Source organism: Streptomyces chrestomyceticus JCM 4735, assembly GCF_003865135.1.
Lineage (GTDB): Bacteria > Actinomycetota > Actinomycetes > Streptomycetales > Streptomycetaceae > Streptomyces > Streptomyces chrestomyceticus.
In genome coordinates this window covers 4,719,443-4,733,014 of the sequence record NZ_BHZC01000001.1, presented here as the reverse complement: position 1 = coordinate 4,733,014, position 13,572 = coordinate 4,719,443, and the positions used below count along the sequence as shown (strand labels likewise).

Sequence of the window (13,572 nt, the reverse complement as noted above, 5' to 3'; positions counted from 1 at the left end):
CGGTTGCGGCCGATGGTTGTGCCCGCTCAGCGCCCCAGCTTGGCTCGGACCATGCCGACCATGGCGTTCATCTCCTCGACCCGCATCCGTTTCGCGGCGAGGAAGAAGACGGCGATCAGTGTGACACCGCCACCGGCCAAGGCGGCCAGCGATCCGGTGACCCCGCTGCCGAGCGCCAGGGTGATTCCGTATGCGGCCGCGCCGCCGACCAGAGCGGCGGGCACACAGGCGCCGGAGAGACGGGCGTACGTACGAATGACGTGTGGTCCGTCCAGGTCGCCACCCAGCCGGGTGCGCAGGCGCCGCCAGGCCACGCCGACGCCGACGGCGTAGGCCAGGCCATAGGACGCCGCGAGGCCGACCACGACCCAGCGGGCCGGCAGGAGGAGGAAGCACAGCCCGGAGCCCGCCGCGTTGACGGCCGCGACGATCACCGTGTTGAAGAACGGCGTGCGGGTGTCCTCGTAGGCGTAGAAACCGCGCAGGATGACGTACTGCGCGGAGTACGGGATCAGGCCGAGTCCGAACGCCATGATCACGTAGCCGATGTTGGTGGCGCCGGAGCCGGCGCTGGAGAACATCAGCGTCGCCATGGGCACACCGAGCGCCACGAACGCGAAGGCGCACGGCACGATGGCCACCGCGGAGGTCCGCAGCCCGTAGGAGATGTCGTCGCGGACGGCGGTCTCGTCCCCGTCGTGGGCGGCCCGGGAGATGCGCGGCAGGACGGCGGTCATGACCGAGACGGTGATGATGGCCTGCGGCATCTGCCAGAGCTGCAGCGCGTAGTTGTAGGCGGTGATACCGGTGCCGGAGTGGCCCTCACTCTCGGCCACCGAGCCGGCCCAGGTGGCGATCTGGGTCACCACGACCATGCCGAGCTGGTTGGCGAGGACGAAGAAGAAGGTCCACTTGGCGAGCCGGGCCGCCTTGCCGAGCCCGTGACCGCGCCAGTCGAAGCGGGGGCGGAGCCGGAAACCGGCGTCCCGGAGGTAGGGGAACATGGCGAGCGCCTGCACGGTCAGCCCGAGCAGGGTGCCGATGCCCAGCAGCCGGACCGCGTCGGCGGAGACGTTGCCCGCGCCCACACCGCTGTGCGAGAAGCTGCCGAAGACCCAGATGAACGCGCCGAAGGTGGCGATCACGATGATGTTGTTGAGGACCGGGGTCCACATCATCGCGCCGAACCGGCCGCGGGCGTTGAGGATCTGTCCCAGTACGACGTGCACGCCCATGAAGAACATGGTCGGCAGGCAGTAGCGGGCGAAGGCGACCGCGACGTCCATCTGCTCGGGGTCCGAGGCGATCTTCGGCGACATGATGCCGATGAAGACCGGCGCCGCCAGCACACAGACCGTGGTGACACCGGCCATCAGCACGGTGACCAGGGTCAGGAGCCGGTTGGCGTACGCCTCGCCGCCGTCCTCGTCGGTCTTCATGGCCCGCACGAGCTGCGGGATGAAGACGGCGTTCAGGGCGCCGCCGCCGACCAGGATGTAGATCATCGTCGGCAGGGTGTTGGCGACCTGGTACGAGTCGTTGAGCGTGCCGACGCCGATCGCCGCGGCGATGACGAGGTTGCGGACGAAGCCCAGGATGCGCGAGACCAGCGTGCCCGCGGCCATGACTGCGCTGGACTTCAGCAGGCTGGAGGCGCGCCCGCCGGAGCGCTTGGCGGGCTCCGGCGCGGGCACCGGGGCAGGCGGCTGCTCCGGCACGGCGGCGGCCTGCGGAACGGGGTCCGGCTGCGGCGTCATCGCCTGCTGCGGCTCGTACGGGCGCTGCTGGCCGTAAGGCTGCTGTGTTCCCTGCGGGGGCTGCTGCCCGTACGGCTGCTGTGTTTCCTGGGGGCGCTGCTGTCCGTACGGGCGTTGCTGGCCGTACGGCTGCTGCTGCGCTTCGTGGGGGCGCTGCTGCTCATAAGGACGCTGCGGTTCGTACGGCTGCTGCTGGTCCCGGTACAGGTGCGCGAAGGCGTCCTGCCCGGGGCGCTCGTCGGCGGCCTGCGTGATGAGGTCGTCCACCCCCACGAACTGCGTCGTGGCGGCGTCGTCACCGTACGGCAGGTGCCGGGTCGGGCCCTGGGGCTCGGGAGGCGGGGGCGGGGCCCACACCTGGGGGTCCGGAGTGTGCTGCGGGGCAGGTGGCTGCTGGTAGAGCGGGTGCGGGGCCTGGCCGGGGGCCGGCGGGGGGTGGGCCGACCGGTCGTAGAGGACGTCGTTCACCGGGTCCTGGGCCGTGGGGTCCTGCGCCCGGTACGGGTCGTTGGCGTACGCGTCCTGCACGTACGGGTCCTGGGGCGGCTGCCCCTGAGGCGTCGGCGGTCCCTGACCCGCAGGAGTGCCGCGCGCACCCCTGCCGCGGTCACCGTCGTACGGCGCATTCATCGCTGCCCCACCTCATCCGTCGCCGGCCATCCGGCCCCGCCATCTATCAACGGTCCACTTTCTCACCTGAGCCGGACGGGTCCGTGCTTCCCGAACCGGTGTCCGGCTCGGGGTCACCCGGCTGCACCGGCCCGTCACCGTCCGTACCGCCGTCGTCGGCTCCGCCGCTGTGCCCGCTGCCGCCGTCGGCCCCTTCGCCGCCGGCTCCGCCGGACCCCGCGCCGCCGCCGGCCCCGTCGGCGCCCTCGCCGCCGGTCCCTTCGTCGCCGTGCCGGGCGGCACGCTTGCGCTGGAGGTAGATGCGCACACCGGCGAGGACGAGCAGCAGCACGCCGCCGGCGATCACGAGCATGATCGTCGAGGTGATCTCGGTGACGTTGACCTGGAAGGTCATCGGCCGGCCGTACGGCTTGCCCTCGGAGGTGTAGAGCTGCGCCGTCACCTGCACGGGACCGTTGGCGTTCGCCGTCGTGTCGAACTTGAACGACTGGCTGTGGCCGCCGTCGACCGTGATCTCCTGCGGCTCTCCCGTGTCGAGGCGGTTGGGCTGCGAGGACGTCAGCTCCAGCGTCAGGTTCTTCACGCCCTGCACGAGGTTGTTCTGCACCGTCACCGGAATGGTCGCGCTGCGCCCGGAGAGCGTCGCGTCCGACTTCTGGATCAGTTGCACGTTCTTCGTCAGACCGTCGAGGTAGGTGCGTACGGAGCTGCGGAAGGCCGCGGCGCCCGCCTCGTCGCCCCGCCACTCGGTCGACATCTCCCGCATGATGGCGTTGCCGAACGGCGTCACCACACGGGGGGGCTGGGAGAGCACGGGCTCGAAGTCGTCCAGCGTGCTCTGGGTCTCCTGGATCTCCTCGAAGGCCGCGGTCGGCAGTTCCTGCTCGCGCAGCGAGGCCGGATACGCGGAGCTCCGGGGCACGTCGCGGTTGGCGTCGGGGTCCGGCGTGGCCTTGGCGGCGCTCGCCAGGTTCATCGGTTCGGCCCAGCGGCCGGGCACCAGGCTCTTCACGCCGGCGGCCATGGCCTGGGCCTGGCTGACCGACGGTGTGCGCTGCGGGGCGACGACGATGTTGCGCTGCCGCTCGGGCTCCTGGCCGTTGACCATCAGGCTCTGGGCGAGGAACTCCTGGATCGCGAGGGTGGAGTTCTCGGCCTTGGACAGGTCGCCCTCGAAGGCGGTGGACAGCCGGGCGTCCGAGACGATCGCGGTGTTCCCGCCGCCGATGGGGCGGGCCGCCGTCGGGCTGTAGGAGAGGTCGTTCTCCTGGAGGCTGTCGCTGCGGGCGATGATGTTGTGCGCGCCGCCGGAGGTGGCCACGTCGACGATCGAGGAGTCGACGGCGCCCTCAGCGGGCCAGGCGAAGTCGGTACGGGGCTTGACGCCCAGGATCGTCTCCACGGTCGTGGCCGCCAGCGTCGTGGCGGGGCCGAGGTGGCCCAGGGCGCTGGGGACCTCCTTGCCGCGGTGGGCGAGGGAGGCCAGGTCGGGGTCGGCGAAGGGGAGGGCGACGACCTCGTGGGTCTTGACGGCCTCCTCCACCTGGCCCAGCCACTGCTTGGCGACGGCCTGGTTCTTGCCCGCCGTGGGGCCGTTCGGGCCTTCGACCTTGTACGTCTTGGTCATCGCGTCGACGGAGGCGAGCACGTCCGGGTCGATGACGAAGGTGACGGGGAGGTCCTTGCCGAGCGCCACGAGCTGCTGGAGCCGCCCGCCGGGAGCGATCTCCGCGGCCAGGTTGTCGTTGCGGAAGACGGGGGTCTGTTCCGCGTCCGCGTCCGTCTCCGCGGTGAGGTGCGTCGAGGAGATCAGCGGCCACAGGTACGTGAGCTGGGACTTCTTCGCCACGTCGGAGGTCTGCCAGGGCAGGAACGTGCGCTGGACGCCGAGCACCTGCTCGTACGAGGAGCCGCCGGACCGGCCGGACAAGGAGACACCGAGCTGGTAGACACCGTCGTCCCCCAGGCCGAGGTCCTTGACCGGCACATGGAGGGTGAAGGCGCGGCTGACGCCCGGGGCCAGCTTGTCGATCTTCTGCGTGCCGTTCTTGATCTCCTCGCCGTCCGCGCCGGACGAGAAGCCGGTGCGCTTGGCGGCCGTGTCGATGGCGCTGCGGCTGGTGAGGGCCTGGCCCCGCCGCAGGCCCACATGCGCGTTGGTGACCGGTGTGTCGCTGCGGTTGGTGAGCGTGCCGGAGACGGTGAGCGTGTCGTCCTTCTTCGGCACGGTGGGCGTGAGCGCGTCGATGGAGACGTCGACGGTGCGCGGTCCGGCGGCACGGGCTTCGGGGGCGGCCGGGAACTGCACCATCGCCATCAGCAAAGGCACTCCGGCGACCAGTGCCGCGACTCGGCGCGACCACCGGCCGCGCGGCCGTTCACTCCCCTGCAACCCTGCCGCCTCGGCCACGCGTTCGCCCGTCCCTCGTCGTCGTCAGTGGTCGTCGGAATGTGCGTCCACGCATGGTAACGAGACCTGCTGTGCCGAAGTGCTGGGGACTGCTCCACAAGATCGCCCGGCGCTCGGCCGCCGGAAGGCCTTGTCCCCTTTTACCGGGGATGCCCGGCGAGGCGGGTGACAGGACGCTTTGCCGGGCGCGGACCCGTACCCTGTTCTGTTGTGCCGAACGCCAACAATGACTTCCTCGCCCCGCAGTCCGAGCGGACCTCGCAGCCGACGAGCGCACTGAGCCAGGTGCAGCGCCGTGCCGTCGGCGAACTGTTGCGGGTCTCCCCTGTCGCGGACGACCTGGCCCGCCGTTTCCAGGAGGCCGGGTTCACGCTTGCCCTGGTCGGCGGTTCGGTGCGGGACGCCCTGCTCGGCCGGCTCGGCAACGACCTGGACTTCACCACCGACGCCCGCCCGAGGACGTGCTGCGGATCGTGCGGCCGTGGGCGGACGCGGTGTGGGAGGTCGGTATCGCCTTCGGCACGGTCGGCTGCAAGAAGGACTCGTTCGACATCGAGGTCACCACGTACCGCTCCGAGGCGTACGACCGGTCCTCGCGCAAGCCCGAGGTGTCCTACGGCGACTCCATCGAGCAGGACCTGGTGCGCCGGGACTTCACGGTGAACGCCATGGCGGTGGCGCTGCCGCAGAAGGAGTTCATCGACCCGCACAACGGTCTGGAGGACCTGGCGGCGCGCGTCCTGCGGACGCCGGGGACGCCGGAGGAGTCGTTCTCCGACGACCCGCTGCGGATGATGCGGGCGGCCCGGTTCGCGGCCCAGCTCGACTTCGAGGTGGCCGAGGACGTCGTCTCCGCCATGAAGGCCATGGCGGAGCGCATCGACATCGTCTCCGCCGAGCGGGTGCGGGACGAGCTGAACAAGTTGCTGCTGGGCGCACACCCGCGCAAGGGGCTCAGGCTGCTGGTCGACACGGGGATCGCCGACCGGGTGCTGCCGGAGCTGCCCGCCCTGCGGCTGGAAAGTGACGAACATCACCGTCATAAGGACGTCTACGAGCACTCGCTGACGGTGCTGGAGCAGGCCATCGACCTCGAAGAGGACGGTCCGGACCTGGTGCTGCGGCTGGCGGCGCTGCTGCACGACATCGGCAAGCCGAAGACGCGGCGCTTCGAGAGCGACGGGCGGGTCTCCTTCCACCACCATGAGGTCGTGGGGGCGAAGATGACCAAGAAGCGGATGACCGCGCTGAAGTACTCCAACGACATGATCAAGGACGTCTCGCTGCTGGTGGAGCTGCATCTGCGCTTCCACGGCTACGGGACGGGCGAGTGGACCGACTCCGCGGTCCGCCGGTACGTGCGGGACGCGGGCCCGCAGTTGCGGCGCCTGCACAAGCTGACGCGTTCGGACTGCACCACCCGCAACAAGCGCAAGGCCAACGCGCTCTCCCGGGCCTACGACGGTCTGGAGGAGCGGATCGCGCGTCTGCAGGAGCAGGAGGAGCTGGACTCGATCCGGCCGGACCTGGACGGCAACGACATCATGCAGATCCTCGGTGTCGCCCCTGGCCCGGCGGTCGGCAAGGCGTACAAGTACCTGCTCGAACTGCGCCTGGAGAACGGGCCGATGGAGCGGGACCAGGCCGTCGCAGCCCTGCAGGAATGGTGGGCCACGCAGAGCTGAGTCTGCTGTTTCACGTGAAACACGATGCCGGAGCCAGGCCGTGTTTCACGTGAAACACATCGCGGCCCCTACTTCTTGAGGTTTTCGAGGCAGAGGACGACCTTGTTGCGGTGCCTGCGTCCGGTGGCTTCCGAGTAGGCGCTGTACTTCGTCAGGTCGCACAGCTTCTCGTCGGCGGTGTCGTCATGTACCTCGGCGACCTTGTAGGCGGCACCGGAAGAGGAGCAGTCCACCTTCTCCAGGTCCGGCCGGATGGTCGTGCCGTTGTTCTTCATGCAGTCACCGACGGCGGCCTTCTTGGCGTCCGAGCTGAAGAAGGAGTTGAAGGCCGCGAGGCCCCCGAGCGCCAGGCCGAGCACGACGAAGGTCATGACGACGCGGGTGACCTTCCGGCCCACGGTGTCCGGCCGCTGCGGCCTGGGCGGCTGAGGAGTCGGCCCCTGGGGCGGCATGCCGTACGGCTGCTGAGGGGGCGCGGCCTGCGGCCAGGGCGCACCTTGCTGCTGCGGTGCCTGCGGCGGGTACGCGTAGCCGCCTTGAGACTGGCCGTACGGCGCCTGGGGAGCCTGCGGTGGCTGCCCGTAGGGGCTCGGCGCTTGCGGCGGCTGCCCGTACGGAGCGCTCGGTGCCTGCGGGTACGGATTCTGCCCGTAGGCACCCTGCCCATAGGGATTCTGTCCGTACGGATTCTGGCCCGGAGGCGGCGGCATGGTCACGAAGGTCCCCCTGATGAACGATGCGTCGTGTGTGCGTGCGAAGCACGTAACGTATCGGGTTACGAGAGGCCCGGGCGCACGGTGAGTGTCTGGAGGCCAGAGCCTCAGTTCCGCAGGAAGCGCACCAGCGACGCGGCGGTCGCCGCGTGCAGCAGGGCGACGCCGATGACGAGCAGACTCGACGTGCCGTCCGGCGGCAGCATCAGCGCCGCCACGGCCGCGGCACCGACATAGGCGACGTTGAAGAGCATGTCGTAGACGGCGAAGACGCGACCGCGGAAGGCGTCGTCCACGGAGGACTGCACCACCGTGTCCGTGGAGATCTTGGCTGCCTGAGTGCTGAGACCGAGCACGAACGCGGCCACCAGCATCGGGCCGTACGCGAAGGTCAGCCCCAGAGTCGGAGCCAGCACGGCCGACAGTCCCGCACAGCACGCCATCCAGGCCAAGGGACCGAACCGGGCAACGGCCGGAGGCGTGACGACCGCGGCGGTGAAGAAGCCGGCCCCCGACACACCGACGGCGATTCCGAGGAGCGCCAGCCCGTTCGCTTCGCTGTCGGACCAGGCGTACCGGCACAGCATCAGCACCATCACCGTCAGCGCTCCGTAGCAGAAGCGCAGCGCGGTCATCGCTGTCAGCGCCACCGCGGCCGTACGGCGTTCGGCAAGGTGACGCAGGCCCTCGACCAGCCCACGGGCGGTGCTCGACACGGCGATGCCCAACCGCGGCTGCAGCTCGCCGGGTTCAGGTCCCAGCAGCCCCGGGGCCATCCGCAGGGAGACCCCGGCAGCACAGAGATAGAGGGCCGCGGCCAGCACCACGACGGCCGAGTTCGACTCGATGCCCGCGAGCCGTGCCGTGAAGGCGAGACCACCGCCCGCGGTGGTCGCGAGGGTGCCGGCGGTCGGAGACAGGGAATTGGCCAGCACCAGGCGCTCCGTACCGTCGACCACGCGGGGCAGGGAGGCCGAGAGCCCGGCCAGCACGAAGCGGTTGACGGCCATGACGGAGAGGGCGGACGCGTAGAAGAGCCAGTCCGGGACCTGGGCGGCGATCAGGGCCGCGGTTCCGGCGGTGAGTGCGGTGCGCAGCAGGTTGCCGTACATCAGCACCTGCCGGCGGCGCCAGCGGTCGAGGAGGACGCCGGCGAAGGGGCCGAGGAGCGAGTACGGGAGCAGCAGGACCGCCATGGCCGAGGCGATGGCCGCGGGTGAAGCCTGTTTCTCGGGTGAGAAGACGACGTACGTGGCGAGCGCGACCTGGTAGACGCCGTCGGCGGCCTGGGAGAGCAGCCGCACGGCCAGCAGGGAGCGGAAGTCGCGTAGCTGGAGCAGTACGCGGAGGTCACGCACAACGGGCATGAGACCCAGCCTCACACAGCTCACAGGCCCCCGGACGGAATTTCCGGGGGCCTGTGAGCACGGGGGAGGGCGCGGAGCTTAGCGCTCGACCTCACCCTTGATGAACTTCTCGACGTTGGCGTGCGCCTCGTCGTCGAAGTACTGCACCGGCGGCGACTTCATGAAGTACGAGGACGCGGAGAGCACCGGGCCGCCGATGCCGCGGTCCTTGGCGATCTTCGCGGCGCGCAGGGCGTCGATGATGACACCGGCGGAGTTGGGGGAGTCCCAGACCTCCAGCTTGTACTCCAGGTTCAGCGGGACGTCGCCGAAGGCGCGGCCCTCCAGGCGCACATAGGCCCACTTGCGGTCGTCCAGCCAGGCGACGTAGTCCGACGGGCCGATGTGGACGTTGTCCTCGCCCAGCTCGCGGTCGCGGATCTGCGAGGTGACGGCCTGGGTCTTGGAGATCTTCTTGGACTCCAGGCGCTCACGCTCCAGCATGTTCTTGAAGTCCATGTTGCCGCCGACGTTCAGCTGCATCGTGCGGTCCAGGACGACGCCCCGGTCCTCGAAGAGCTTGGCCATCACGCGGTGCGTGATGGTGGCGCCGACCTGGGACTTGATGTCGTCACCGACGATCGGCACGCCCGCCTCGGTGAACTTGTCCGCCCACTCCTTGGTGCCGGCGATGAAGACCGGGAGGGCGTTGACGAAGGCGACCTTGGCGTCGATGGCGCACTGCGCGTAGAACTTCGCGGCGTCCTCGGAGCCGACGGGCAGGTAGCACACCAGGACGTCGACCTGCTGGTCCTTGAGGACCTGGACGATGTCGACCGGCGTCTCGTCGGACTCCTCGATGGTCTGGCGGTAGTACTTGCCCAGACCGTCGAGGGTGTGCCCGCGCTGGACGGTCACGCCGGAGTTCGGCACGTCGCAGATCTTGATGGTGTTGTTCTCGCTGGCACCGATGGCGTCCGCCAGGTCGAGGCCGACCTTCTTGGCGTCGACGTCGAAAGCGGCCACGAACTCGATGTCACGGACGTGGTAGTCGCCGAACTGCACGTGCATCAGGCCGGGCACGCGGGTGTCCGGGTCTGCGTCCTTGTAGTACTCGACGCCCTGTACCAGCGAGGCGGCGCAGTTGCCCACGCCGGCGATGGCTACGCGAACCGAACCCATTCCGGTTGCTCCCTGTGATCTCGACAAGGTCCCGCTGACTGCGGGACCTCATGTGGTGGTGTCATCGGACGGATCCGGCCGGGAACCACCCCGACGCCGGGGCAGACCGCCCGCATCTCCTGACGTGTCCTTCTGGTGCTGCTCGGCAGGGTCGACGGCGCGCTGGTCGCGGCCGGCGCGCTCGCTCTCGATCAGCCCGTTGAGCCACCGGACCTCGCGTTCCACGGACTCCATGCCGTGCCGCTGAAGTTCGAGGGTGTAGTCGTCCAGCCGCTCACGCGAACGGGCCAGGGAGGTGCGCATCTTTTCGAGGCGCTCCTCCAGCCGGCTGCGGCGGCCTTCGAGGACCCGCATCCGTACGTCGCGCGAGGTCTGCCCGAAGAAGGCGAAGCGGACGCCGAAGTGCTCGTCCTCCCACGCGTCCGGGCCGGAGTGGGCGAGCAGCTCCTCGAAGTGGCTCTTCCCCTCCGCCGTCAGCCGGTAGACGATCTTCGCCCGGCGGTTGGTGAGGGACGTGGGTTCCGGGGAACCGCCCGTCTCCTCGGTCAGCCAGCCGTTGGCGACCAGTGCCTTCAGGCAGGGATAGAGCGTGCCGTAGCTGAACGCACGGAAGACCCCCAGCGAGGTGTTGAGCCGTTTGCGCAGCTCATAGCCGTGCATGGGGGACTCGCGGAGCAGTCCGAGGACGGCGAACTCAAGGATGCCGGACCGCCTGCTCATGTCCGCCTCCTTGGTGTCGTGCGCTCTTTATGCCGAGCTGATGTATCGAACCGATACATCCAGACGATAGATCGGCCCCCGGGGAGGAACAAGAGGGGGGACGGTGAACGCCATCACATCACCGTTTCGTTCTACCCAACCTGACTGATTTGGAGTGAATTTCGACGGTGGGCAGGTTTTGGCCGTGCGTAGTCTGTGCGCCATGCAAACTGCCGGGAACCGCGGGACGGAACATGACGTCCCCGTCCTCGGTGTAGTGCGACCCCATGCGCCATATGGGTGCCGTACGTCGGGGGGACCTGAAGCCAACTGCCGCCTTCAGGCGACGAGATAGATAGCGCGCCTGCCCGAGGAGTATTCGTTCCATGAGCGAGCACCGTCGCAAACCGCCCCAGCCGCAGGGCGGCGGACGTGCTGCGGCCCGACGAGCCGCACAGCAATCACCGGGGCGCCGCGCCGCGCCCACCCGCGGCTCCGCCCCTGCCCCGGCCCCGACTCCGGAGCGTACGGGCAGGAACGGCCGGCCGGCGGCAGAGCCGAGGCCCGGCGTGCCGCACAACGCGGCGGCCGACGACGTGCCTCCGACACGGCGGCGATGGCCTCGGGCAGTGGCCATGGCGGCCGAGGCGGCGGACGCCGAGGTGGCGGCGGTGGCGGTGGTGATGAAGGTGGCCGCGGACGTGGCCGGGGCGCAGGCAGGCCCGGCAAGAAGCGGATCATCGACTACCCGAGGGCCGGGAAGATCGGCTGGCGCCGGTTCGTGCCCTCGTGGAAACAGACCCTCGGCACCTGCATCGGGTTTCTGGCGCTGATCGTCGGAGCGTCCGGTATCGCCCTGGCCTACGTGGACATCCCGGACCCGCAGAAGGCGTCGCAGCTCCAGAAGAACGTCTACTACTGGTCCAACGGCAAGCCGATGGTCGTCGCCGGCGGTGGTGAACTCAACCGGCAGATCGTACCGATCTCCTCCATCCCCGCGACCATGCAGGACGCGGTGATCTCCGCCGAGAACGCCTCCTTCTACGAGGACTCGGGCATCGACCCGATGGGCATCGCGCGTGCCGTCTTCAACATGGCCAGGGGCGGTGAGACCCAGAGTGGTTCCACCATCACCCAGCAGTACGTGAAGAACACCTACCTCGACCAGTCGCAGACCATCAAGCGCAAGCTCACCGAGCTGTTCATCTCGGTGAAGGTGGGCATCAAGGAGGATAAGAAGGACATCCTGGCGGGTTACCTCAACACCGCCTACTACGGCCGCGGTGCCTATGGCATCCAGGCCGCGTCCCGGGCGTACTACGGCAAGGACTGCGACAAGCTCACCCCGAGTGAGAGCGCCTTCATGGCCGCACTGCTCAACGGCCCCAACCTGTACGACCCGTACATCACCACGGAGACCAAGGGCGCGAACCTCAAGCGCGCCGAGTACCGCTGGAAGTGGACGCTGGACCGCGAGGTCGAGGTAGGCCGGATGAAGAAGCCGGACCGGGACCAGATCAAGGACTTCCCGATGCCTCTGAAGCCCAAGAAGGCCATGGACCTCCGCGGTCAGAAGGGCTACCTGGTCGACCTGGCCAACAACTACATCACGGCCAACACCAAGATCACGGACGCCATGCTCAAGAAGGGCGGCTACGAGATCCACACGACCTTCGACGAGAAGCAGGTCAACGAACTCGCGGCGTCCGTCGACAAGGTGACCAAGGAACACATCAAGCCGGACGAGCGCGAGGTGGACAAGTACGTCCAGTTCGGCGGCGCCTCGGTCGAACCGGGCACCGGCAAGATCGTCGCCATCTACGGCGGCAAGGACGCGACCCAGCACTACACGAATAACGCCGACTACACCGGTGTCCAGGTCGGCTCGACCTTCAAGCCGTTCGTACTGGCGTCGGCGATGAGCGAAGGCGTCCGGGACCCGCACAATCCCGAACGGCGCACGCGGGTCTCGCCGAACAGCATCTACAACGGCGACAACAAGCTGAAGCTGCTCAACTACGACGGGACCGTCTGGCACGACAAGGACGGCAAGGAGTGGCACCAGGCGAACGACGGCAACGAGGACAAGGGCAAGGTCACGCTCCGCACCGCCATGCAGTTCTCGGTGAACACCCCGTACATCCAGCTCGGCATGGATGTGGGCCGCGACAAGGTGAAGGAAGCGGCCATCGCCGCGGGACTCCGCGACGACCAGAGCATGGCGAAGACCACCCCGGCCTTCTCGCTGGGCACCTCGGCGCCGAGCGCGATCCGGCTGGCCGGTGCGTACGCCACCTTCGCGGCCAGCGGGCAGCAGGACGATCCGTACTCGGTCGAGTCCGTCGAGAAGGACGGCCAGACCAAGTACGAGCACACCAAGAAGCCCAAGACGGGCTTCAGCGCCGCGGTCGCGGACAACGTGACGGACGTGCTGAAGACCGTGGTGGAGAAGGGCACCGGTACGGCGGCGAAGCTGCCCGACGGGCGCGAGGCGGCCGGCAAGACCGGTACCACCGACGACAACAAGTCGGCCTGGTTCGCCGGCTACACGAAGCAACTGGCCACCACGATCGGCATGTGGCGGGTGGACGACCAGGCCAAGCAGCAGCAGTTCCTCAAGATGTACGGCGTGGGCGGCGAGAAGAAGGTCCACGGTGCGTCGTTCCCGGCCCGCATCTGGGCGGACTACATGGCGCAGGTCATGAAGGGCAAGAAGCTCGAACGCTTCCCGCAGCCCGCACCGATCGGCCAGACGGTCTACGGGGACGGTATGAGCCCGTCGCCGAAGCCCACCCCGTCCGCTCCCCCGCCCAGCTCCCCGACGCCCACCCCCACCAAGTCCGCACCGACCAGTCCTACGCCCACCCCCACGCCGACCAAGACGTGCGCGGACTGGGACCTCAGTTGCCGGACCAACGGTGGCGCGAACGGTGGGGACACCGGTGGACGTCCGGGCGGCGGAGATTCCGGCGGCAACACTCCGACACCCGATCCGGGCACCGGCGGGCCCGGAGGCGACGAAGGCGGCATCTTCGGCCACCCGGCCGGCGGCTCGGGCTCAGGGGGACGACGCGACTACTGACCGGTGACTGTTTCACGTGAAACGTGACGGAGAAGCCCCCGGACCCGTGCATACGGGCCGGGGGCTTC

General features: G+C 69.1%; 7 protein-coding genes and 1 pseudogene. 2 read left to right on the top strand and 6 right to left on the bottom strand.

Translation table 11 applies throughout. From position 1 onward, the window contains the following. Positions 1–26 precede the first annotated feature (26 nt). Together murJ and EJG53_RS20310 are read right to left on the bottom strand one after the other, a co-directional pair. Positions 27–2,387, bottom strand: a complete 2,361-nt coding sequence (gene murJ, locus EJG53_RS20315; RefSeq protein WP_125046030.1) for a murein biosynthesis integral membrane protein MurJ — start codon at positions 2,385–2,387, stop codon at positions 27–29. A gap of 46 nt (positions 2,388–2,433) precedes the next feature. Then, positions 2,434–4,797 carry a DUF6049 family protein gene (locus tag EJG53_RS20310; RefSeq protein ID WP_174856430.1) on the bottom strand — a complete coding sequence of 788 codons (2,364 nt, stop codon included), beginning with the start codon at positions 4,795–4,797 and terminating at the stop codon, positions 2,434–2,436. 210 nt (positions 4,798–5,007) lie between these two features. On the opposite strand from EJG53_RS20310, the pseudogene EJG53_RS20305 reads away from it, so the two are divergent. After that, positions 5,008–6,482, top strand: a pseudogene (locus tag EJG53_RS20305) (CCA tRNA nucleotidyltransferase). Between the two features lie 68 nt (positions 6,483–6,550). Here EJG53_RS20305 and EJG53_RS42615 read toward each other — a convergent pair. The 4 genes from EJG53_RS42615 to EJG53_RS20285 all read right to left on the bottom strand — a co-directional run bounded on the left by EJG53_RS42615 (position 6,551) and on the right by EJG53_RS20285 (position 10,443). Next, complete coding sequence (locus EJG53_RS42615) at positions 6,551–7,192, bottom strand: LppU/SCO3897 family protein (RefSeq protein WP_244955239.1); 642 nt, start codon at positions 7,190–7,192, stop codon at positions 6,551–6,553. 110 nt (positions 7,193–7,302) lie between these two features. After that, complete coding sequence (locus EJG53_RS20295; RefSeq protein WP_125046028.1) at positions 7,303–8,562, bottom strand: MFS transporter; 1,260 nt, start codon at positions 8,560–8,562, stop codon at positions 7,303–7,305. Positions 8,563–8,640: 78 nt separating this feature from the next. Next, positions 8,641–9,723 (bottom strand): inositol-3-phosphate synthase, encoded by a 1,083-nt coding sequence (locus EJG53_RS20290; protein WP_125046027.1) that lies wholly within the window; start codon positions 9,721–9,723, stop codon positions 8,641–8,643. 48 nt (positions 9,724–9,771) lie between these two features. Next, positions 9,772–10,443: a PadR family transcriptional regulator gene (locus EJG53_RS20285; protein WP_125046026.1), complete on the bottom strand. Its 672-nt coding sequence runs from the start codon at positions 10,441–10,443 to the stop codon at positions 9,772–9,774. 760 nt (positions 10,444–11,203) lie between these two features. Between EJG53_RS20285 and EJG53_RS20280 the strand changes: the two genes are divergently transcribed. Beyond that, on the top strand, positions 11,204–13,504 hold the full coding sequence (locus tag EJG53_RS20280; protein ID WP_307721693.1) for a transglycosylase domain-containing protein: 2,301 nt from the start codon (positions 11,204–11,206) through the stop codon (positions 13,502–13,504). Positions 13,505–13,572: the final 68 nt, after the last annotated feature.